The sequence below is a fragment of the Candidatus Thiodictyon syntrophicum genome (assembly GCF_002813775.1).
In the GTDB taxonomy this organism is placed as follows: domain Bacteria; phylum Pseudomonadota; class Gammaproteobacteria; order Chromatiales; family Chromatiaceae; genus Thiodictyon; species Thiodictyon syntrophicum.
The window spans coordinates 5,545,118-5,565,493 of the sequence record NZ_CP020370.1; the positions used below are offsets into that span (position 1 = coordinate 5,545,118).

The 20,376-nt window shown below is 67.4% G+C and carries 19 protein-coding genes; 11 read left to right on the forward strand and 8 right to left on the reverse strand.

Going from position 1 to position 20,376, the window contains the following annotated elements:
- Positions 1-74: 74 nt before the first annotated feature.
- The 8 genes from THSYN_RS23515 to THSYN_RS23545 all read left to right on the forward strand — a co-directional run bounded on the left by THSYN_RS23515 (position 75) and on the right by THSYN_RS23545 (position 4,240).
- Complete coding sequence (locus THSYN_RS23515) at positions 75-347, forward strand: exodeoxyribonuclease VII small subunit (protein ID WP_100921279.1); 273 nt, start codon at positions 75-77, stop codon at positions 345-347.
- Complete coding sequence (ispA, locus tag THSYN_RS23520) at positions 344-1,240, forward strand: (2E,6E)-farnesyl diphosphate synthase (RefSeq protein ID WP_100921280.1); 897 nt, start codon at positions 344-346, stop codon at positions 1,238-1,240. The genes THSYN_RS23515 and ispA overlap by 4 nt, the downstream gene beginning before the upstream one ends.
- Before the next feature lie 236 nt (positions 1,241-1,476).
- A complete protein-coding gene (locus tag THSYN_RS23525) occupies positions 1,477-1,845 on the forward strand; it encodes a hypothetical protein (RefSeq protein WP_157817886.1) in 369 nt (122 codons plus the stop codon).
- 241 nt (positions 1,846-2,086) lie between these two features.
- Entirely contained in the window at positions 2,087-2,284 is a 198-nt protein-coding gene (locus tag THSYN_RS23530; protein ID WP_100921282.1) for a DUF433 domain-containing protein, read from the forward strand.
- The gene (locus THSYN_RS34270; RefSeq protein WP_157817887.1) at positions 2,277-2,507 is read left to right on the forward strand and encodes a DUF5615 family PIN-like protein; all 231 of its coding nucleotides are present in this window, start codon (positions 2,277-2,279) and stop codon (positions 2,505-2,507) included. Before THSYN_RS23530 ends, THSYN_RS34270 begins: the two co-directional genes overlap by 8 nt.
- Positions 2,504-2,731 carry a DUF4160 domain-containing protein gene (locus THSYN_RS23535; RefSeq protein ID WP_100921283.1) on the forward strand — a complete coding sequence of 76 codons (228 nt, stop codon included), beginning with the start codon at positions 2,504-2,506 and terminating at the stop codon, positions 2,729-2,731. The genes THSYN_RS34270 and THSYN_RS23535 overlap by 4 nt, the downstream gene beginning before the upstream one ends.
- Positions 2,728-3,171 carry a DUF2442 domain-containing protein gene (locus THSYN_RS23540; RefSeq protein WP_236848665.1) on the forward strand — a complete coding sequence of 148 codons (444 nt, stop codon included), beginning with the start codon at positions 2,728-2,730 and terminating at the stop codon, positions 3,169-3,171. The genes THSYN_RS23535 and THSYN_RS23540 overlap by 4 nt, the downstream gene beginning before the upstream one ends.
- 334 nt (positions 3,172-3,505) lie before the next feature.
- Positions 3,506-4,240, forward strand: coding sequence for a DUF4124 domain-containing protein (locus THSYN_RS23545; protein WP_100921285.1), 735 nt, complete (start codon positions 3,506-3,508; stop codon positions 4,238-4,240).
- Between the two features lie 107 nt (positions 4,241-4,347).
- Here THSYN_RS23545 and THSYN_RS23550 read toward each other — a convergent pair whose 3' ends face one another.
- The 6 genes from THSYN_RS23550 to THSYN_RS23575 all read right to left on the reverse strand — a co-directional run bounded on the left by THSYN_RS23550 (position 4,348) and on the right by THSYN_RS23575 (position 10,559).
- Positions 4,348-4,992 carry a DUF3226 domain-containing protein gene (locus tag THSYN_RS23550; protein WP_100921286.1) on the reverse strand — a complete coding sequence of 215 codons (645 nt, stop codon included), beginning with the start codon at positions 4,990-4,992 and terminating at the stop codon, positions 4,348-4,350.
- Positions 4,989-6,074, reverse strand: coding sequence for an AAA family ATPase (locus THSYN_RS23555; RefSeq protein ID WP_100921287.1), 1,086 nt, complete (start codon positions 6,072-6,074; stop codon positions 4,989-4,991). Before THSYN_RS23555 ends, THSYN_RS23550 begins: the two co-directional genes overlap by 4 nt.
- Positions 6,075-6,214: 140 nt before the next feature.
- On the reverse strand, positions 6,215-7,342 hold the full coding sequence (locus tag THSYN_RS23560) for an aminotransferase class V-fold PLP-dependent enzyme (RefSeq protein ID WP_100921288.1): 1,128 nt from the start codon (positions 7,340-7,342) through the stop codon (positions 6,215-6,217).
- 302 nt (positions 7,343-7,644) lie between these two features.
- Positions 7,645-8,493, reverse strand: a complete 849-nt coding sequence (locus THSYN_RS23565; RefSeq protein ID WP_100921289.1) for a PEP-CTERM sorting domain-containing protein — start codon at positions 8,491-8,493, stop codon at positions 7,645-7,647.
- A gap of 347 nt (positions 8,494-8,840) precedes the next feature.
- Positions 8,841-9,467 carry a LuxR C-terminal-related transcriptional regulator gene (locus THSYN_RS23570; protein ID WP_100921290.1) on the reverse strand — a complete coding sequence of 209 codons (627 nt, stop codon included), beginning with the start codon at positions 9,465-9,467 and terminating at the stop codon, positions 8,841-8,843.
- Between the two features lie 171 nt (positions 9,468-9,638).
- On the reverse strand, positions 9,639-10,559 hold the full coding sequence (locus THSYN_RS23575; RefSeq protein ID WP_100921291.1) for an ATP-grasp domain-containing protein: 921 nt from the start codon (positions 10,557-10,559) through the stop codon (positions 9,639-9,641).
- A 292-nt stretch (positions 10,560-10,851) separates the two neighbouring features.
- Here THSYN_RS23575 and THSYN_RS23580 point away from each other — a divergent pair, with 292 nt between their 5' ends.
- The 3 genes from THSYN_RS23580 (at position 10,852) to THSYN_RS23590 (ending at position 15,406) form a co-directional block, all read left to right on the forward strand.
- Positions 10,852-11,343 carry a hypothetical protein gene (locus tag THSYN_RS23580; protein WP_100921292.1) on the forward strand — a complete coding sequence of 164 codons (492 nt, stop codon included), beginning with the start codon at positions 10,852-10,854 and terminating at the stop codon, positions 11,341-11,343.
- A complete protein-coding gene (locus THSYN_RS23585) occupies positions 11,333-11,992 on the forward strand; it encodes a hypothetical protein (protein ID WP_100921293.1) in 660 nt (219 codons plus the stop codon). The genes THSYN_RS23580 and THSYN_RS23585 overlap by 11 nt, the downstream gene beginning before the upstream one ends.
- 84 nt (positions 11,993-12,076) lie before the next feature.
- On the forward strand, positions 12,077-15,406 hold the full coding sequence (locus THSYN_RS23590) for a CHAT domain-containing protein (RefSeq protein ID WP_100921294.1): 3,330 nt from the start codon (positions 12,077-12,079) through the stop codon (positions 15,404-15,406).
- Positions 15,407-16,223: 817 nt separating this feature from the next.
- Here the strand turns inward: THSYN_RS23590 and THSYN_RS35480 are convergent.
- On the reverse strand, positions 16,224-16,520 hold the full coding sequence (locus THSYN_RS35480) for a hypothetical protein (RefSeq protein WP_216644617.1): 297 nt from the start codon (positions 16,518-16,520) through the stop codon (positions 16,224-16,226).
- Positions 16,521-16,742: 222 nt separating this feature from the next.
- Entirely contained in the window at positions 16,743-20,138 is a 3,396-nt protein-coding gene (locus tag THSYN_RS23605) for a transglutaminase family protein (RefSeq protein ID WP_100921295.1), read from the reverse strand.
- Between the last annotated feature and the right edge of the window lie 238 nt (positions 20,139-20,376).

Here is a 20,376-nt window from a genome sequence, read left to right on the forward strand (position 1 = left end):
GGGACGCGAAAGCCGTCGGTTTGACCGTCAAACCGCGGTACGCTACCGTAGTTTGAAACCCTGATGCAAACCCCATGAAGAAAGTCGCAGAACCCTCCCCGCCCCCGTTCGAGCAATCCCTAGGCGAACTGGAGGCGATCGTCGCCGCCCTGGAGAAGGGCGACCTGACGTTGGAGGCGTCCCTGACCGCCTTCGAGCGCGGCGTGACCCTCACGCGCGCCTGCCGGGCCGCCCTGGAGGGCGCCGAGCAACGGGTCCGCATCCTCACCGAAGGCCGCCCGGACGCCGTGCCCGAGCCCTTCACCACCCCCAAGGCCCCCGTCACCGCCCCCCTGGACCATCCATGACTGAACAAGCACTGGACGCCTTTCGCGCGCGCTGTGTCGCGCGCGTCCAGGCCACCCTCGAACGCCTGCTGCCGGCCCCCCAGATCGAGCCCGCACGGCTCCACGAGGCCATGCGCTACAGCGTACTGACCGGCGGCAAGCGCATCCGCCCGCTGCTGTGCTATGCCGCCGGGGAGGCCCTGGGGGTCTCCCCAGCGCTGCTGGACCGCCCGGCCGCCGCCGTGGAGCTGATCCACGCCTACTCCCTGATCCATGACGACCTGCCGGCCATGGACGACGACGCACTGCGCCGCGGCCGACCCACCTGTCACAAGGCCTTCGACGAGGCGACCGCGATCCTTGCCGGCGATGCCCTGCAGACGCTCGCCTTCGAGACCCTGGCCGAGGCCACGGATCTCAACGCCACCGCCCGCATCGCCATGGTCGCCGCCCTGGCCCAGGCCAGCGGCTCCCGCGGCATGGCCGGCGGTCAGGCCCTGGATCTGGCAGCCGAGGGCAAGCACCTCGATCGCGTGATGCTGGAGCACATCCACATCCACAAGACCGGCGCCCTGATCCGCGCCGCCATCCGCCTGGCGCTGCTCGCCAACGGCCCGGTCGACACCGACCACGCCGCCCGCCTGGACCGCTATGCCAAGTGCGTCGGGCTGGCCTTCCAGATCCAGGACGACGTGCTCGACGTGACCGCCGAGACCACCATCACCGGCAAGACCCGCGGGCGCGACCAGGACCTTGCCAAGTCCACCTACCCCTCGGTGGTCGGGCTGGCCGAGGCCAAGGAGATGGCGCATAACCTGCTGACCGATGCGTTGACCGCCGTGTCCGTCTTTCCCGCGCGGGCCGATCCGTTGCGGTGGGTGGTGGAGTCGTTGATCGTGCGGACGGCGGCGTAGGGCGGAGCTCCGCGGGAGGTTCCGCCGACTACCTCGGTCAAGCCCCCCGTTGGCGGATCGCCCTGCGAGCTACGAGCGTTGCTCCACTATAGGGACCCCGCGGTTTATTGCGTGTTCCTCCCCCGAAATGTCGTTAGGAGTAGGAGACCATTCGTGATCCGGAGTGGCGTGAGAACATCGCTGCCGCGGTCAAGGGTTCCGATGTAAACAACCAGGGCCGTGCGCACAGTCAGAATGTGGCTAAGCTTGAATTCGAGGGTCTACTCTTTCGATCCAAGCCAGAGGTTCTTCTATATAAGGCTCTCAAGGCAACGGGAATCCCGGTGGCGCCCCTTCCGGTGTTTATTCGGGGTGGCGCATCCTTCTCCCGCGTCGAGCCTGACTTTGTTCTGATCAAGGATGGCGTCGTGGTATTTGTGGAGGTTGATGGACCGATCTCTCACAGCGAGAGCCCAGCAGACGCTCACTATCGCGTTAAGCCGTTTCTGGACGAAGGTGTCATCGTGGAGCGTGTGAAGTCTGGGGACTGCAACACCCAGGAAAAAGCCAACCTCTACGCCAAGCAGCTCACTGACCTAATTAAGAAGCGCGGCGCGCAAAAGTAGTCGCCGTATTCTGAAAGCGGGACGGGGTATTCACCCCGTCCCGAACGTTTTCTGCGTGACCGCCCGCTGGCACAAGCCGGGCGTTCCGGAGAAACGTTTCGGACGGGGCGAATGCCCCGTCCGGCCTACAACAGAGCTAATCGGGAACTAATCGGGGACAGTGCTAATCGGGTGCTAATCGGGGGCAGACATCGAATCCGTCAGCGCGATGCATCCGCTGCGGCCAACCCGGAGATTCCATATGATCTCACTCACCAATGTCACGCATCGTGATCCGGAGATACTCAGCGGAACACCGGTATTCGTAGGCACACGCGTGCCGGTACGCTCGCTGTTCGACTACTTGGAGGGCGGTGATACCCTGGAAGAGTTCCTGCACCAATTCCCGTCCGTCAAGCGCACCCAGGCCATCGCGGTCCTTGATGCCGCCTATGAATAGATTGCCGCAGATGCGCATCCTGCTTGACGAGAACTTCCCGGCTGATTTTGCAACGTTGCTGGCTGGGCATCAAATCGCAGCCGTTCACAGCCTCGGCTGGTCAGGCATCAAGAACGGCACCGCAGTGCGCAAACTTCCGGCGCCTGCTGGTCGCGCGGTACAACGCGAGGGTGGCGTTAGCGCCTTGCCCTCTGGAAATGATGCCTATACCATTGTCGTATGACAAGCAAGCACCGCTTTCGCGGAAAGTACCGGCTTGAACTGCGGGAACGGGACCACGCCCCGGCCCACGTCCATCTGGTCGGGGGCAATTTCGACGTTTGCATTGATCTTGCCACCCTGGAGACGGAGGGCCGATGGCCCCGTGGGCTGCAAGCAGAGGTCTTGGCCTGGGTCGCCGCGCACCGCGACGAACTGTTGGAGGAATGGCACCGATGGCATCCATGAAACGCCCCCGCCTGACCAGTGCCGAGCCACTGGCCGGACACCGGCTGCGCCTGACATTCATCGACGGCAGCACCTACACACTCGATTTCACGCCGCTGCTCGATGCCTCCCCAGGGCTTGCCCCACTGCGGGAGGCCGCCGCCTTCGCCGGGGCCACGGTCATCCCCGGTGAAGGCTGGGCCGTCGTCTGGCCGGATTTTGACATCCAGATCGGCGCCGACACCCTCTGGCTGGACGTGCAAGCACAACAGGCGCCGGACGAGAACACCCGCACCTTCGTGCAATGGCGCTCCCGCCACGGCCTGTCGCTCACCCAGGCCGCCGCCGCCCTGGGCCTCACACCCCGCACGGTCAGCGCCTATGGGACCGGCGCCCGACCGGTTCCGCGTTACATCGCGCTCGCCTGCAAGGGGTGGGAGGCGGATCGCAGGCAAGGTTGAGTGGTTTAACGGGCGCCGGACGCCCTGAAAAATGGCTAATCGGGCAGCTGCTCGGCGGTCGCTTTTGCAAAGTTGCCGGTTGGGAATGAACTCGCAACCGTTCACAGTCTCGGCTGATCAGACATCGAGAACTCGGTCCCTGACTTCGGAATCCTCCTTGATGAATCAACCGAATAGCCGCTCCTTCCAAGCCACAGACCGGCGTGCCGCATCGGCATTCTGGGCAAAGGTCACGCCCCGGATCGCGGTGCCGAACGGCAGGCACCAAAGCCAAAGATGGCGGGTTACGGGCTACTTCGCAGAAACGTATTTAATGATCGAAGGTCTATAGATAATGAAGCTATTGCCGGATTCGACGCCTGCACATGCGAGTGCGATCATCCTGCTGGCCGCTGCCTGGATTTTCTCGCCGGGCCTGCCCGCTGACCAGAGTGCACAAAAGGGGTTGACCTGGGGGAAGCTGCGTCATTTGAATGACCTGCAGATTGACTTTGTGGGATGCGGCGGCTGTGACGCCTACCACGGAGACACCAGTTGCCTGGAGGCGCGCCCCATTCTATGCCTGAAGGTAGACCATTCGCCCAGGCCGCCCTATGAGATTACCGGTTCAGCTCACGCGATGCCCAAGGAGTATTATGAAGGTTGGGCCGACGGGACCATCGCCCTGACCGCCCCGGTCATCGGCACGACGTTGCAGAGCCCAAGTAATGCCGATGACATCTGCAGCGCGCAACTCGGAGCGGGTTATCGCATGGCGGAGTTCCACGATGGCCATGGCGGATGGAATTTTTGGGCTTTTGGAAATATCCCGGACAACTCTCGGTTCTGGGTCGCGATAAACGATCAGCCCGCCAACTGTTGGGGCCAAGTTGCGGCACCGGCCCGGGTTACGGCGCCAGCCCAGGTTAAGGCGCCCGACTTCGTCGCGGCACCGGATCACCCCTCGAAATCAGCAAGCGTTTTCAAATGCCGCGGCGCCGATGGAGTTATCACTCTGACTGATCAGCCCTGCGCTGGTGGAGCGAGAGACAGTGATGGGCCGTCGATTGATGCAGACGACGACCGCTAATCAGTGCTCGTCGCGTTTGCCACCCTAGCTGATCAGGGACAGACTAGGTTCACAGTCTCGGCAACAAAACGCGTCGGTCCCGGAGTTCGCGCTACTGCGTCGATGAATCAGACGAACAACCGCTCCATCCAAGCCACGAACCGACGTGCTGCATCGGCATCATGGGCAAAGGTCGCGCCCCGGATCGCAGTGCCGAAGGGCAGCGCGGGCTCCTCCTGCCAGGCAAGCCAGGTATGGATGCGCGCCTTGATGAAGTCGGTCTGCGCGAATCCAGCGCCGAGTTGACTGGCACGCATGGTGCTCTCCTGCGACCAGGCCCAGCACGGATCGTCTGGCGGAACCAAGAGGGCGAGGAAGTCTTCCAACTTGCCCGGATTCTGGTTGTCTGGCATGAGCCAGACACCCAGGCGCCGACCATCCGCCGCTGCTGCCACTGCACCTGCCGGGTCGGGCAGATCCGGAAGCGGGAAACCCGAACCGGTCAGGCGATCACAGAGCGACTGCCACCGGTCTCCAACTGCGAGGTCTGCATCCAAGACGATCCCGACCCGCCGGCAGGAGCGCAATGTCACTGGCAGGGCTTCCAGTGCGAGCGTATCGCCTTTGGCATCATCGATATAGGGATAATGCGGCCCGGGGTTATCCCAGTCCCAGCCGTGTTTGGCAGTCAGTTCGATGATCGACCACTGATCATCTCGCCCCTCGACGATCAGGCGATGGGGCGCGTTCGGCTTCACCTTGGCCGCGGTCATCCCCGCACCTCGATATGGTGACGCGCGGCGATTTCGATGTCCGCCGCCGAATAGCGGACCGCGGCGGTTGCGGTGCGGTCGATCCGATGCACCGAGATGTCCGCCGCCAGTTCGGGGGCGTCGGTCTGGAGCCAGGCCAGAGCGCGGATACAGTCGCCGCTGTGAGAAGTGGCAAAGACCTGGACATCGAGGCGCCGGGCGGACTCGATGACGAATCGCCACATGGCTTCCAACGTCGTGTAGTGGAGTCCGGTATCGATCTCGTCGATCAATAGCACGCCACCGGCCGCACGAGCCAGGCAGATCGCCTGGGCGAGCAACCGCTTGATCCCGTCGCCGAGACTGCCCAGGGGTATTCGCTGCACTTCCCCGGTCAACTTCACGAACGCGGCACTCTCAGACGAGGTGGGGTGGCCTGTGAAGGCGAGCCGCTCAATCGTTGGTTCAAGCATCCGTATGGCAAAAATGACCTTTTCTTCCTCCGGCGTGAGCACGAGTGGATCCCAGAGTGCCCGCAGAACGTTCAGGTCCACGCCTGCGGTGTCGAGAAACCAGACATTCGCCTGCCCAAGCAGGTGCGGGGAGGTGCCACTACGACGGTACTCAGGAACCGAGCCACGCGCCGACAAGGGAAGGTCCGGGATGCCATTTGGGTTGTCCGGACCAATGAGGACGATGTCCAGGGGCGGCCCCGGATCGGGTTGCATAGCCAGAAGGTAGAGTTGATTCTGTTCTCTCTGACTTCGCTGGACCTCACAGCGAACCTTGCGTTCAATAGAGCCGGTACAGGCAGTCACCTCGAAGTAGGCGTTCTCCTGTATCCGGTGACCCCAAAAAAGGTGGCAGACACCCAGGTCGCGCCGAACCTGCTCATCCACCGATTCGAATGAAACTTCGCCCCGCCGCGCGAGACTTCCCAGCAACGAGCTGATACGCCCACCCAACGCGGCCATTTCGACCGCATCGAGGAGGGATGTCTTGCCGGCGTTATTCTTGCCGACCAGGAGATTGACGCGCGTCAGCCCGGGAAGCTCGAACGAGTTGAAGGCGCGAAAGCCTTGAACCTTCAGGGAGTCAAACATGATCGGCCGTGATCCTCATTTCAACCAATGGCCCTCGAGGCGCAGAGCGCCTGAGACAGGCGTGACACCGCTGGAGCGGCGCCACGAGCGCAAAGCGCAGCCGGCGGAGCGACGGACAGATGACTCGGTGCGGCAAGCCCTCAAAGCACCAAATCCAGCCCCCGCTCCAGATTCGCCACCGTCCGCTCGCAATCGTGCAGCTTGTCGAGCCCGAAGAGCCCGATGCGGAAGCTCTTGAAATCAGCCGGCTCGTCGCACTGTAACGGCACACCGGCGGCGCTTTGCAGGCCGACGGCGACAAACTTGGCGCCGGTGGCGAGGCCATCGTCGGTCGTATAGCTCACCACCACGCCCGGCGCCTGGAAACCCTCCGCCGCCACGCTGCGGATGCCGCGCGATTCCAGCAGGGCACGCACCCGCCGCCCCAGTTCCCATTGCTCCGCGCGCAGCTTCTCAAAGCCATAGGCCGCGGTCTCTTTCATCATATCGCGCAGTTGCGCCAGGGAGTCGGTGGGCAGAGTGGCGTGATAGGCGTGGCCGCCGGCCTCATAGGCGGCCATGATCTGGAGCCATTTCTTGAGGTCGCCGGCGAAGCTGGTGCTGGTGGTGGCCTCGATGCGCTCGCGGGCCAGGGGGCTCAGCATCACCAGCGCGGCGCAGGGCGAACTGGTCCACCCCTTTTGCGGGGCGCTGATCAGGATGTCGACCCCGATCGCCTGCATGTCCACCCAGATGGCGCCCGAGGCGACACAGTCGAGCACGAAGAGACCGCCGACCGCGTGCACCGCCTCGGCCACGGCGCTCAGGTAACCGTCGGGCAGGATGATGCCGGACGAGGTCTCGACGTGCGGCGCAAAGACCAGATCCGGCCGGTAATCGCGAATCGCGCTCACGACCTCCCCAAGCTGCGCCGGGGCGAAGGGTGACTGCGGGGACTCGGCCACCCGCCGCGCCTTGAGCACCACGGATTCGGCCGGGATCGCGCCCATGTCGAAGATCTGCGTCCAGCGGAAGCTGAACCAGCCGTTGCGGAGCACCAGCACCTTCTTCCCGGTGGCGAACTGGCGCGCCACGGCCTCCATGCCGAAGGTGCCGCCGCCGGGCACGATCGCCACGGCCTGGGCCTGATACACGGTCTTCAGCATGGCGGACAGGTCACGCATCACGCCCTGGAAGGCCTGGGACATGTGGTTGAGCGAACGGTCGGTAAAGACCACCGAGTATTCGAGCAGGCCGTCGGGATCGACGTCGGGGAGCAAGCCGGGCATGGTCACCTCGCAAGGACCCGGCGGCGCCGGGCGGACGTGGGGCAGGTCGAGTGCCTGCGCGAAGCCTGCGATTGTAGCGGGTGTGGGCGGGGAAGGAGGCACCGCACGAGCCCGTCGACGGTTCGCCGTCGGCCGCGGCGGTACCCGCTGCAAGCGCGGCGCGCGCCTGGCAGCCGCCGCGTCCTGGTCCTGGAGGTGCTCCGGATCGGCAAGGCACCGGCCTGAGCGTGCGGGGCCGGACCAGCCCCCCACAGCCCCCGCGCGGGGGGTAGCCCCCCGGGGCCTGTCAATGAACGCAGTGCTCAGGCCGGACGCCGCCGCCGCAGGAGGAGACCCAAGACGCCGATTCCCATCAGCGCGGTCGATGCAGGTTCCGGCACTGTAATGTCGACGACTTCGCCGAGGCTGTCCGTGGTGTGGTCGAAACTCCAGACCCGCAGTTCATCGTAGGTACCGCTACCGCCTCTCAGGCCCGGCCCGGTAGGCCCGATACTCAGCATCAGGCTATTCAACGCGTGGGCAAAGCTGGTGGTCGTCGCAACCGCGTACCTTTGGTCATCCTGGTAGAGCGCGACGGTGCCGTCGTAGGAGATCAGCGTCGCCCTGAACCACTCGTCCGGCGAGTATGCGAAACCGATCATACGCGTGGCAGCGGAGGCACCCTGGATCAGGTTGATGCTGCCCTTGTTCACTTCCAGAGTAACGGCGTTGGCGGCCTCTTCATTGGTGCTGAACAGCAGGTAGCTTTGGTTGACTTCGGGTACTTCCGGCACCTTCACCCAGAGCTGCGCCGCCCAGTCGTCGGTCAAACCGTAAGTGGCGGTGGTACCCGTCCATCCCGCGTTTGCGATCCAGGCCGCTTGAATCAATTGAATCGCTGCGGTGCTGCCGGGGGCGGCCAAGCCAGTCGTCTGAATACTGGGAATGGGCTCGCCGCCGTATTGGTAACGGGTGAAATCATTTGGTGTACCGGCACTGTCTTTCAAGGGTGCGAAACCGTAATACTGGGGATTTGAAGTGGTGCCGATACTGTTCGGCTCGCCCAGTCCGTAACTGCCTATCAAGGCGATCGTCGCATCGGCACTCGCACCGAGGCCAAGTCCGCCGACGAGAAGGATCAGGTGATACGTCTTCGCTGCTGGTATATGCATCTTTGTTCTCACTGTGTGCTTAGGCTTGATTGACAGGTTGCGCTCCCTTGCGGATGCCCTGCCAGGTGCTGCGCGCTGTCCGCTCCCGACCGCGTTTCAAAGCGCGGCGGGCCATTCCGACGTCAGGCCCTGAAACATCGGCAAACGACGCAACGGCGGGGGCCGTTCATCCCCATGGGGGCTCAAACGAACGCCCATCGCTAGACTAAGTTGCGCGCGACGAGATGTAACTACGCCTCTCAACGTAGAAGGGAGTACGCAAATATGCTTACGGCAGCCGACCCGACGCCGCCTGGACCCGCCCGGCTGAAAGCAGATGCTGCCTCCGAGAACGGGCCGACCGGGATCTACACGGCCAAACCTTCCAGTACCGCCCACCGCACCACGTTCGCGACCGAATGCAGATCCAATTTATTCATCAACCGGTTGCGGTGGGTATCCACGGTGCGGGGACTGATTTCGAGGACCCGGGCGATCTCCTTGCTGCTCTTGCCGTGGGCGATCAAGCGCAAGATCGTGCGCTCCCGAGGGGTCAGGGTGCCCGCCGGCTGGCCGTTTCGCTGGAGATCGCGAAGGCTGCGGCGCACCGCTGGAGTCATGAAGGTCCCACCCCCCGCAACCGTGCGCAGGGCGAGGGACAATTCCTCAAAGGTGCTGTTCTTCAGCACATAGCCGGCGACCCCGGCCTGTTCGGCCTCAAGCACCGCGCGGGGATCGCTGTTCATGGTGAGCAGGACGACCCGGGTGTTCAGCGCCGCCTCCTCGATTCGGCGGGCGAGCCCGATACCGTGGATTCCGGATAAGGCGATGTCGAGGATCGCCACCGCCGGGTGATACTGCACGATGAGTTGCCAGGCCGTGTCGCCGTCGGCGGCCTGGCCGAGTACGCTGACGTCCTCTTCACGCTGGAAGAGGGCAACAAGTCCCTGGCGGACCATGGCCTGGAACTCGGCGAGGATGATGGTGGTCGACATGGTGCGTCTCTCCTTTCGATCTGATCTCCAGTCAGAAACGCCATGGTGGTGACCCGGCACTGACCGGTAAGGATGTCGCGGGCCTTGGTCATAGCTCCGGCCACGCGGCAGCGTAGGGTGGACAAGCGCAGCGCAGTCCACCAACAACGGCACGGGATTCGGTGGACTGCGCTAGCGCTTGTCCACCCTACGGCCGGAATTATGATCGAGGCCGGTGTCGCGCAGGCTCGACCAGCGGTCGAGCGCCTGAACGAAGCGCCCAGGCGCCGCGGGGTCGGTGCGAAAATAGAGCGACGGCTCAATCAACTCGAGTTCCATCAGCAGGAAGCCGCCATCGGACCCGCGCACCAGATCGACCCGGGCGTAGAGCGGCGGCTGCGCGAGCGACGCAACGACGGTGCCGGCTTGGGCCAGCAGCCGGGCCGCGGGCGCGATGGCGCGGAGCCGCCCGCCGTGCTCCTCCTGGACCCGGAAGTCACCGGGCTTGGGCCGCTTGAGCACGGTGTGGCTGTAGACCCCGGCGAAGAAGAAGACCGAATACTCCCCTTCGCGCACGATGGTGTCCAGGAACGGCTGGGCCATGAAGGGACGCCGCGCGAAGGTGCCCACGGCCTGGGCCAGGACCTGGGGCGGGGAATCGCGACGCAGCCGGAAGGTATCGTGCGCCCCCGCGCTCACCACTGGTTTGAGGACCAGCTCGGCCGTCCGCAGGGCGTCGAAAAGACCATCCAGCCCGTCCCGATCGAGCCCCTCGCCCCAGTGGGTCGGGACTATGGGGATGCCGGCCGTTTCGAGGTCACGTAGGTAGGTCTTGCGCAGATTCCACTGCACCAGACGCAGGTCGTTTTGCAGGCAGGTCCCGGAGTGGTCGATCTTCGCCAGGGTGGCGAGGAAGGCCTCAGGGTCATGGTAGTAGTCCCAGGTGCTGCGGATCAGGACCAGATCGAAGCGACCCCAGTCGACCTGCCCCTGGCGCCAGGGGATCGACTCCAGGCGCCAGCCGGCCGCGGCCAGGGGCCCATGGACCAGGTGGTCGTCGCTGAAGAAGCCGGCGAGGCTCGGGATGGTGAGGAAGGCGCAGGATCGAGGCATTGTCGCACCGGGTCGCGGTTTGCGCTCAGGCGGCCATCCGCTGGTCGTCGAGCATGGCTGGTATTCGTCTGAAAAGGTCGTCAGGGCGTTGGATCCGGGTCTTGAGCATGACGGCAAGCGATCATCATGGCAATTCGCCGTCATTGACTGGATGCTGACCTGACCCAACAAGGCTTCATCGGGGTTTGCCCGAGGCGTATCCTTGGCAGGAACTGGCGGGACGTCCGGGCGCGCGGACAAGATGCCTGCGGCGAGCCCCGCCCATAGCGACGGACACCGAGGACGCGCACCCATGGCCCACCAGGCACGCACACGCATCTGGCTCGCGCTGGCGCTCCTGCCCGCGCTCGCCCCCGCGGCGACCGCCGCGCCCGGTTTCTGTGTCGAGGACAGCGATGACGCGCTCTGGATCGACTGCGAGCGCGAGCGCTCCGGCGTCACCGGCCGCGCCTTCGTCCTGTGCCGCCGTGCGCCCGCGAAGGAACTGATCGACCGACGCGCGCCCAGGCCGGTCCTGATCGAGGTCACCGACATCGCCCGCGAGCTTAGCCCCGGCAGCGGCGACTGCCCGGCGCCGAGGGCGACCCGCGCGTCGGGCTCGGCGCCGGACAAGGACGGGCTTCCCCGCACCGACGGCGATGGCGCGGACGCCGACGGCCAAGTCACCGATGCCGCGGCCCCGGGAGCGCCGGCCGCCGGCCGGCCCGCGGGCGCGACGCCCGCGCCCCCAGGCCCAGCGCCGTCGGCCGCCCGCCCGGTCCCGGAGACCACCCATGGCCGCTGAGCCCGCGCCCGGCGCACCCGCCCCCCGGCTCCCGCTCCCTGATCTCGCCTGGATCACCGGCCTCGTCCTCGCCTGGCTCTATGCCGCCGGCTGGTCCTACGCCTACCGCTGGTACGCCCGCTTCGACCTGGGGCTGAACGGCCTGGACCTGCCGGTCGAGACCGTGCTGATGTACGGTTACTGGGTGCTGCGCTCGCACTGGGTCCTGCTCCTGCCCGCGCTCGCCGTCTGGCCGCTGTGGACCCTGGTCCCGCCGACCGTGCGGCGCCGCGGGGTCTACGGCCTGCCCCTGGTGCTGATCCTGCTGTTCGCCCTCGCCTACACCCTGGGCGCCCGCGCGGCCGATGACCGCTTCGTCGCCCATCGCGACCACGGCTTCCGCTGTCTGCCGCGGGCGCGGGTCGGGCTCGTCCCCCAGGCCGACCGCGGCCCCGCCATCGCCGCCCTGGCCGCCGGCCTGGCCCGCGAGTCCCCGCCGCCGGGCACCCCCGACCCCAGCCCCGACGCCGAGTGGCGCCTGCTGGTGCAGACCGCGAGCCTGCTCGTGCTCATCAAGCCCGAGCCCCAGGGGCCGCCGGTGGTCGCGCTGGTGCCCTGGGAGAACCTCGATGTCGCGCGGCTGAGCCCGGTGGTGGGGGGGTGCGAGTAGTGAGTAGCGAGTCGGGTGGAAGGTGCGGCGCTTCCGCCACCCCACCGGACACCAAACGCCCGAACATCCTTAACGGAGGTCCCGATGTCCCGCCGTCGCCTTGCGTCCGCCGCCCTGCTGGCCCTGCTCGTCGCCGCCGTCCCGATCGCCCCCGGCCCGACCGCCGCCGAGCCCGCCGCCGATGCCGATGCGGTCATTGAGCAGGTGCGGACACGGCTGCGCGAGCGCGACGGCGCCGAGCCGGATGCGAGCGCGGTAATCGGTGCGCTGAATGACCGCGTTGTCGCCCTGGATGGAAAAGGCGACTACGCTGTCGCGGCCAAGCTGGCGAAGCTCACGCTGGACTATGCGGACCGGGTGCTGGGGGCCGAGCATCCCGATACCCTCCAAAGCATCAACAATCTGGCTAACCTGTACGAGTCCCAAGGCCTCTACGACGAAGCCGAGCCGCTTTACCGCCGCGCACGGGAGGCCCGCGAGCGGGTGCTGGGGGCCGAGCATCCCGATACCCTCACGAGCGTGAACAACCTGGCCTTCCTTTACCAGGCACAGGGCCGCTACGGCGAGGCGGAGCCGCTCTACCGCCGCGCACTGGAGGCCCGCGAGCGGGTGCTGGGGGCCGAGCATCCCGATACCCTCGGGAGCGTGAACAACCTGGCCTTCCTTTACCAGGCACAGGGCCGCTACGGCGAGGCGGAGCCGCTCTACCGCCGCGCACTGGAGGCCAGCGAGCGGGTGCTGGGGGCCGAGCATCCCGATACCCTCCAAAGCATCAACAATCTGGCTAACCTGTACGAGTCCCAAGGCCGCTACGGCGAGGCCGAGCCTCTCTACCGCCGCGCCCTTGCGGCCCGCGAGCGGGTGCTGGGGGCCGAGCATCCCCAGACCCTCTCGAGCGTCAACAACTTGGCCAGCCTGTACCAGTCCCAAGGCCGCTACGGCGAGGCCGAGCCGCTCTACCGCCGCGCCCTTGCGGCCCGCGAGCGGGTGTTGGGGGCCGAGCATCCCCGCACCCTCATAAGCGTCAACAACCTGGCCTTCCTATACAAGTCCCAAGGCCGCTACGGCGAGGCCGAGCCGCTCTACCGCCGGGCGCTGGCGGCCAGCGAGCGGGTGTTGGGACCCGAGCATCCCCATACCCTCGGGAGCGTCAACAACCTGGCCTTGCTGTACCAGTCACAAGGCCGCTTCGGCGAGGCCGAGCCGCTGTCCCGCCGGGCACTGGCGGCCCGCGAGCGGGTGCTGGGGGCCGAGCATCCCGATACCCTCGGGAGCGTCAACAACCTGGCCGCCCTGTACGACTCGCAAGGCCGCTTCGACGAGGCCGAGCCGCTCTACCGCCGCGCCCTGGCGGCCAACGAGCGGGTGCTGGGGGCCGGGCATCCGCAGACAATCACCACCCAACTCAACCTGGCCGTGCTGCTGGTCAACCAGGACCGCACCGGCGCGGCACTGCGTCAACTGCGCACACTGGACGAACGTATGCGCGGTCTGGTCGCCCAGGAACTGGCCAGCACCGAGCAGGAGTCCGTGCGCCTCGCCCGGCTCGCCGCGGAGTCGCGTCTCCAACACATCGTCTTCACCCTGGCACTGGCCCACCCGCGCGACCCGGAGGCCCGTGGGCTCGCGGCCGACGTGCTGCTGCGCTGGAAGCGTCTGGCCGCCGACGAGGAGTCGGTGGTGGTCCGGCTGGCCCGCACCAGCCAGGACCCGCGGGTGGTCGAACTGGCCGGGTCGCTGCGCGGCGCCCGGGCCGAGCTCGCGCGCCTGACGGGCCTGTCGCTGGAGAAGATGAACGCGGCCCAGCGCGAGTCCCATCGCACCGCGCTGGAGCAGGCCGGCGCCGAGGTCGGCCGGCTGGAGGTCGCGCTGGCGCAACTGAGCCGCACCTTCCGCGGACAGCAGGCACGCCGCGGGGTGGAGTGGGAGTCGGTGCAGTCAGCCCTGCCGACGGGCGCGGCACTGCTGGAACTGCGCGCCTTCAGCCCGTTCGACTTCAAGACCGGCAAGTACGGCGAGCCCCATTGGCTCGCCCTGCTGCTGCCGGCCGAGCCGCCGGCCGACTGGGCCGGCGGGACGGGCGAGGCCCCGCCGCTGCGGTTCTGGGACTTAGGCGCGGTGGCGGACAGCGCGGCGGCGCTCGCCGCGCTGGGCGGCGGCGACGCGGCGGCCGCCGCCGCGCTCTATCAGACCCTGTTCGGACCCATCGACCGCGAACTCGCCCGCTACCAGACCCTGTTCCTGGCCCCGGACGGGGTGCTGGACCTGGTCGCCTTCGCGCGCCTGCGGGTGCCGGCCGAGGAGCCCGGGGCGGCGGGGGCGCCGGGGGCGTCCGCCGGGCGCTGGTGGATCGAGCGTCAGGCACTGCGCTCGGTGAGGGTCGGGCGCGACCTGGTGGCGTTCGAGCGTGCAGCCACGCCCGCGGGCGGGATGCTGGCGCTCGGCGGGGTCGACTATGAACGGTTCGCGGAGGCGGCCGGGCCGGGCGCGGAGGGGCCGCGGGCGGCGGGCGCGGCCAGGGTGTCGCCGGGACCGGGTGGGACGGGGGCAGCGCCGGGGCGGTCGGGGGCGGATGGGGAGGGCTTGCAGGGTGAGGCGGGGGCGGCGCGGGAGGGCGGGCCGGGCGCGGCGGGGGCGATGGGTTTCGCTGCGCTCTACCCATCCTACGGGGGCGGCGCGGTCGGCGCGATGAACGAACGGCTGCGCGCCGAGCGCGGGCGCTTCGAGGCGCTGGAGAATACCGGTCCCGAGGTCGCGGAGGTGCTGAACTATTTCTGGGAGCCGGACAACCGCACCCCGCGCAAGGAGCCGCTGACCGGGTCGGCGGCGACCGAGACCGGGCTCAAGACCCGGCTCGCCCCGGGGCGCACGGCCCCGCGGGTGCTGCATCTGGCCACCCACGGCTTCTTTCTCGCCGCCCAGGAGGGAACAGGCACGGGAACAGGCACGGGCGCGGCCCCGGTCGGCGGCCGGGACCGCGCCCTGACGCTGGCCGGTCTGGCGCTCGCCGGTGCCAACCGCGGGCTCGAAGGCGGGCGCGACGCGGGCGGTGACGACGGCATTCTCTATGCCCTGGAGGCCCAGGACCTGAACCTGGAGGGGACCGACCTGGTGACCCTCTCCGCCTGCAACACCGGCCAGGGGCGGGTGGATGTCAGCGAGGGCGCCTATGGTCTGGTGCGCGCCTTCCAACTCGCCGGCAGCCGTCATGTGCTGATGACCCAGTGGACCCTGAACGACCCGCTGGCCCGGGACTTCATGCGCGCCGTCTACCAGCGCTGGCTGACGCCCGCGGGCATTGCCGACCCAGCCGCAGCGCTGCGCGCCACCCAGCGCGAGTGGCTCGGGGGCGATGATCCGGTGCGCGCGAATCCGCGGTATTGGGCGCCTTATGTGTTGATCGAGCGGGGGTGAGGGGCTGGCGGCGGGGCCGCCCGCGGGCCTCCGCCCGCGCCTGGGTCATACAAGCAGAAGCGCTGCCAAGGCCTCTTGGGTTGGCCTTGGTCATCGCCCCAGCGGGCGGCATCGGTCCGCACAGCGGACCCTGCGGCAGCGCCGACCCGTCGGGTCCAATCAAGGAGTAAGCCCGGCCACCCCGGACATTGAACGGCCTGGGTGGGAGCGGCTTCAGCCGCGACGAGGCCAGGGAAGCTTGCGAGGTCGCGTCGCGGCTGAAGCCGCTCCCACAGGGTCCCCGTCGGGCTTTTACGGTAGAGCCTTGGACCTTGATCAGCAGTGCGCCCGTGGACAAGCGATAGCGCAGTCCACCGAATCCCGCGCCGCCTGGCGGAATACGAGACGCGATAAGGGTAACCGGGAGCAGCGCCAAGACCCGGGGGGCTTGCTCGCAACGCCGACCCTTGGGAGCGCCGCACCCCAGTGCGGCCCGGCCTATCGAACACCCCGAGGCCGCAGGCACCAGCGAGACCGCGCCGCACTGGGGTGCGGCGCTCCCGATCGCGCTCATCGCGCGCCATGACCGGCGCGTTCTCGATCAGGCGCCAGCGCGGATTGGTTCGGTAGGCCATGCAGGTAGCGGCTGCCAGATCGGCAGTGAGGGGCTGCTTGAGGACCACTGGGTTGCGTAGCAGCAGGTAGAGTTCGACCAGCACCAGTTCGCAGATCGCCACATCGTCCCGGGTCCCACAGGCGGCGACGAATCCAAACGCGGGCCCATGCTCGACGCAATCAACGTTCTTGGCATAGAGCAGGATGTTGGTGTCGATGGAGATCACGGCAGGGTGCGATCGGTGGGCTCATTGGCCAGGAGCCGCCAATCGTCCACCGGGGCCTGGAAACGCCCTAGCGATCTGGGTTCGGGCGGCGTCCAATCCCCCACCGGGGAAATGATGTCGCCCAGGATTCGACCCTTGCCGGCGATGTCGGGCGGCGGCTGGCGGCGCCGCGACGCGGGCGGCTCATCCAGCACCAAAAAGATAGCCTCCATCCGGACACCCGGGAATAGCGGAGGCAGATTGACGATCTGTCCATGCTCGTTCGTCTCGACGATCAGTCGTGTGGCTTGCATGTCGAATGTTCCCGGACTGTCAGCAAGACGCCTTTGTGGGTCTGGCGCCTGCCTGCCGCGCCCGGCGATGGGCGCGGCATCATGCCCGAGAGTATAGGCCCCAACCGCGCATTGCGGTCGTCGGCGCTCGGGGCGCACAGCGCCCAACACAGGCGTGACACCGTTGGAACGGTGTCACGAGGGTCGGAGAGGAGGCGGCGCGCGCCCCCGCTCCGACCGCCCTCAGCACCCCGCCCGATAGCGCAAATCAAGCGTATAGGGATGCTCCCCCGCCGGCTCCTCCACCGGTGCGTCGATGATCCCCGACGTATGCCCCATGAGCCGGAAGCGCGCGATACGCCGACTCTCGGCCTCATAGCTGTTGACCGGGAAGTTGGACTCGCTGCGCCCGCCCGGGTGAGCGACATAGTAGGTGCAGCCGCCCAGGCTCGCGCGATTCCAGGTGTCGACGATCTCGAACACCAGCGGGCTGTGGGCCGGGATGGTGGGGTGCAGGCCGGAGGGCGGGTTCCAGGCCTTGAAGCGGATGCCGGCGACGAACTCGGCCTTGCGGCCGGTGGGGCGCAGGGGCACGCGGCGGCCGTTGCAGGCGAGTACGTGACGGTCGCCGACCATGCCGCTGACCTTGACCTGCATCCGCTCGACCGAACTGTCGACGAAGCGGGAGGTGCCTTGGGCCGTGACCTCCTCGCCCAGGACGTGCCAGGGCTCGATGCCGGCGCGCAGTTCCATGTGGATGCCGTTCTCCGTCACCAGGTCCCCGTAGTGGGGGAAGCGGAACTCGAAGAAGGGGTCGAACCAGGCGGACTCGAAGGGGTAGCCGGCGCGCCGCAGGTCGCAGATCACGTCCTCGAAGTCGACCCGTGCGAAGTGGGGCAGGAGGAAGCGGTCGTGCAGTTCGGTGCCCCAGCGCACGGGCTTGCGGGCATAGGGTTCCTTCCAGAAGCGGGCGACCAGGGTGCGCAGCAGCGCGATCTGGGCCAGGCTCATGCGGGCGTGCGGCGGCATCTCGAAGCCGCGGAACTCGACCAACCCCTGGCGGCCGGAGGCGCTGTCGGGCGAGTAGAGTTTGTCGATGCAGAACTCGGTGCGGTGGGTGTTGCCGGTGACGTCGGTCAAGAGGTTCCGCAGCACCCGGTCGACGATCCAGGGCTGGGCGACCTGGCCTTGCGGCATCTGCTGGAAGGCGATGGCCAGCTCATAGAGCCGGTCGTCGCGCGCCTCGTCCACCCGCGGGGCCTGGCTGGTGGGGCCGATGAACATGCCGGAGAAGAGGTAGGACAGGCTCGGGTGGTGCTGCCAGTAGGTGATGAGGCTCTGCACCAGGTCGGGGCGGCGCAGCAGCGGGCTGTCGGCCGGGGTGGGGCCGCCCAGCGTCACATGGTTGCCGCCGCCGGTGCCGGTGTGACGGCCGTCGAGCATGAACTTCTCGGTGCCCAGGCGGGCGAGTCGGGCCTCGGCGTAGAGGATATCGATGTCGCGCACCAGGTCGTCCCAGGACTCGGCCGGGTGGATGTTGACCTCGATCACGCCCGGGTCGGGGGTGACGGCGAGCTTCTGCAGCCGGTGGTCGCGCGGCGGCTCATAGCCCTCGATGATGATGGGCATCTTGAGCTCCGCCGCCGTGTCCTCCAGACACAGGGCCAGATCCAGCCAGTGCTCCAGGTGGGTCAGCGGGGGCATGAAGCAGTAGAGCCGGCCCGCGCGCGCCTCGATGCAGAGGGCGGTGCGCACCAGGTCCGGGTGCAGGTCGTCGGGCAGGGCGATCTGGGGGTGCAGCGACTGGTGCGAGTCGTCCGCCGGGGTCAGGCGGCCATAGCGCGCGGCGATGCCCCGCGGGTCGGTGCCCTGCTCGCGGAGCGTCTGCGGGGGTTGCGCCGGTTGCACCAGTTGGCTGTAGCGGCGTGTCACCTCGTCGGTGGGGGAGCGCAGGGTCGCGACCGGCTCGAAGGGGTTGCGCTCCGGCACCTGGTCCAACTCGGCCTCCGGCAGGTAAGGCAGGCTGTCCAAGGGCAGGCGAAAGCCCATGGGGGAGTCGCCGGGGACCAGGAACAGGCGCCCGTCGCGGAAGGTCCACTTGCCGCTCTTCCAGCCGCCCTGGGCGCCGAAGCCCCACCAGCGCAGCGGCAGGGCGTAGCCGGCCACCTGGTTCAAGCCCTGGTCGAAGAGCCGGGCGATGCGCTTGCGCTCGTTGGGGTCCTTGAGCTTGTTGTCCAGCGGGTCGACGTTGACCGGCAGGCGTTGCTCCTTCCACAGGTAGTACCAGACGTCCTCCCAGGCCGGTGCGGCGTGCTCCGGGTCGACGCCCAGGTGCTTGGCCAGGGTGTGGATGAAGGTCTGCGCCTGCTCAGGTCCGTGGCCGTAGTCCTGACTCTCCAGGCCGAACAGCGCGGGGTCGCGCCACACCGGCTGCCCGTCCTTGCGCCAGTAGCAGGAGAGCGCCCAGCGCGGGAGCTGCTCACCGGGATACCACTTGCCCTGGCCGATGTGCAGCAGCCCGCCGGGGGCATAGTGGCCCTTGAGCCGCAGCAGCAGGTCCTCGGCCAGGCCCTTCTTGGTGGGCCCCAGCGCCGCGATGTTCCACTCGGCCCCCTCCATGTCGTCGATGGAGACGAAGGTGGGCTCACCGCCCATGGTCAGGCGCACGTCGTTGGCCTTGAGCTCGGCATCGACCTTGTGGCCCAGGTCCTGGATCGCCGCCCACTGTTCCTCAGTGTAGGGCTTGGTGACGCGCGGGTCCTCGTGGATGCGCCGGACCTCGTTGTGGAAATAGAACTCCACCTCGCACTTGTCCATGGAGCCGGTGATGGGGGCCGCGCTCAGGGGGTCGGGCGAGCAGGCGAGCGGGATATGGCCCTCGCCGGCGAAGAGCCCGGAGGTGGGGTCGAGCCCGATCCAGCCGGCGCCGGGACAGTAGACCTCGGTCCAGGCGTGCAGGTCGGTGAAGTCCTTCTCCGGTCCCGAGGGACCGTCCAGCGACTTCTGGTCCGCGGTGAGCTGCACCAGGTAGCCGGAGACGAAGCGCGCGGCGAAGCCCAGGTGACGCAGGACCTGCACCAACACCCAAGCAGAATCGCGGCAGGACCCCTTGGCCAGCCCCAGGCTCTGCTCGCAGGTCTGGATGCCGGGCTCCATGCGGATCACGTAGCCGATGGTCTCCTGGAGCCGCTTGTTGATGTCGACCAGGAAGTAGACCGTCTCGCGCGGGGTCTGGTCCACCCCCTCCAGCCACTTGGTGAGCAGCGGCCCATCCTCCTTGATCTCCATGTAGGGCGCCAGCTCCTTGACGAGCTGCGGGTCGTACTTGAAGGGGAAGTTGTAGGCGTACTCCTCCAGAAAGAAGTCGAAGGGGTTGATCGTGATCATCTCCGCGATCACGTCGACCTCCACCGAGAGCTTGGTCGTCTTCTCCGGGAAGACCAACCGTGCCAGGTAGTTACCGAAGGGGTCCTGCTGCCAGTTCAGGAAGTGCTCCGCCGGTTCGACCTTCAGCGAATAGGCTCGGATCGGCGTGCGGCAGTGGGCGGCCGGGCGCAGCCGCACCACATGGGGCGACAGGTTCACCGGGCGATCGAACTGGTACTCGGTCTTGTGATTGATCTGGACGAGGATCGACATGGAAGGGGGCCGGACTCCGTGGTTGGGCGAAGGCGATAAAGCGGGGAAGCAGGAACTGTTCCAGCGTAGCCGACCATGGTACCGGCAGGGTCCGCGCCCGTCCATGTTGGTTTGTGCCCTATGTTGGGGCGATTGTTCAGATACTTGGCCTTGAGGGCGCACACGGGTCTTGACGCTTCGGGGCGGAAGACGGGGCGTGCAGGCGGCCCGGTGGACGGGCATGTTTGGTGTTAGTCGG

What these genes read in the sequence shown, in the direction of transcription:
- THSYN_RS23515 (WP_100921279.1), top strand. Translation starts at nt 75, where the DNA reads ATGAAGAAAGTCGCAGAACCCTCCCCGCCCCCGTTCGAGCAATCCCTA.
- ispA (WP_100921280.1), top strand. Translation starts at nt 344, where the DNA reads ATGACTGAACAAGCACTGGACGCCTTTCGCGCGCGCTGTGTCGCGCGC.
- THSYN_RS23530 (WP_100921282.1), top strand. Translation starts at nt 2,087, where the DNA reads ATGATCTCACTCACCAATGTCACGCATCGTGATCCGGAGATACTCAGC.
- THSYN_RS34270 (WP_157817887.1), top strand. Translation starts at nt 2,277, where the DNA reads ATGAATAGATTGCCGCAGATGCGCATCCTGCTTGACGAGAACTTCCCG.
- THSYN_RS23535 (WP_100921283.1), top strand. Translation starts at nt 2,504, where the DNA reads ATGACAAGCAAGCACCGCTTTCGCGGAAAGTACCGGCTTGAACTGCGG.
- THSYN_RS23540 (WP_236848665.1), top strand. Translation starts at nt 2,728, where the DNA reads ATGAAACGCCCCCGCCTGACCAGTGCCGAGCCACTGGCCGGACACCGG.
- THSYN_RS23545 (WP_100921285.1), top strand. Translation starts at nt 3,506, where the DNA reads ATGAAGCTATTGCCGGATTCGACGCCTGCACATGCGAGTGCGATCATC.
- THSYN_RS23550 (WP_100921286.1), bottom strand. Translation starts at nt 4,992, where the DNA reads ATGACCGCGGCCAAGGTGAAGCCGAACGCGCCCCATCGCCTGATCGTC.
- THSYN_RS23555 (WP_100921287.1), bottom strand. Translation starts at nt 6,074, where the DNA reads ATGTTTGACTCCCTGAAGGTTCAAGGCTTTCGCGCCTTCAACTCGTTC.
- THSYN_RS23560 (WP_100921288.1), bottom strand. Translation starts at nt 7,342, where the DNA reads ATGCCCGGCTTGCTCCCCGACGTCGATCCCGACGGCCTGCTCGAATAC.
- THSYN_RS23565 (WP_100921289.1), bottom strand. Translation starts at nt 8,493, where the DNA reads ATGCATATACCAGCAGCGAAGACGTATCACCTGATCCTTCTCGTCGGC.
- THSYN_RS23570 (WP_100921290.1), bottom strand. Translation starts at nt 9,467, where the DNA reads ATGTCGACCACCATCATCCTCGCCGAGTTCCAGGCCATGGTCCGCCAG.
- THSYN_RS23575 (WP_100921291.1), bottom strand. Translation starts at nt 10,559, where the DNA reads ATGCCTCGATCCTGCGCCTTCCTCACCATCCCGAGCCTCGCCGGCTTC.
- THSYN_RS23580 (WP_100921292.1), top strand. Translation starts at nt 10,852, where the DNA reads ATGGCCCACCAGGCACGCACACGCATCTGGCTCGCGCTGGCGCTCCTG.
- THSYN_RS23585 (WP_100921293.1), top strand. Translation starts at nt 11,333, where the DNA reads ATGGCCGCTGAGCCCGCGCCCGGCGCACCCGCCCCCCGGCTCCCGCTC.
- THSYN_RS23590 (WP_100921294.1), top strand. Translation starts at nt 12,077, where the DNA reads ATGTCCCGCCGTCGCCTTGCGTCCGCCGCCCTGCTGGCCCTGCTCGTC.
- THSYN_RS35480 (WP_216644617.1), bottom strand. Translation starts at nt 16,520, where the DNA reads ATGCAAGCCACACGACTGATCGTCGAGACGAACGAGCATGGACAGATC.
- THSYN_RS23605 (WP_100921295.1), bottom strand. Translation starts at nt 20,138, where the DNA reads ATGTCGATCCTCGTCCAGATCAATCACAAGACCGAGTACCAGTTCGAT.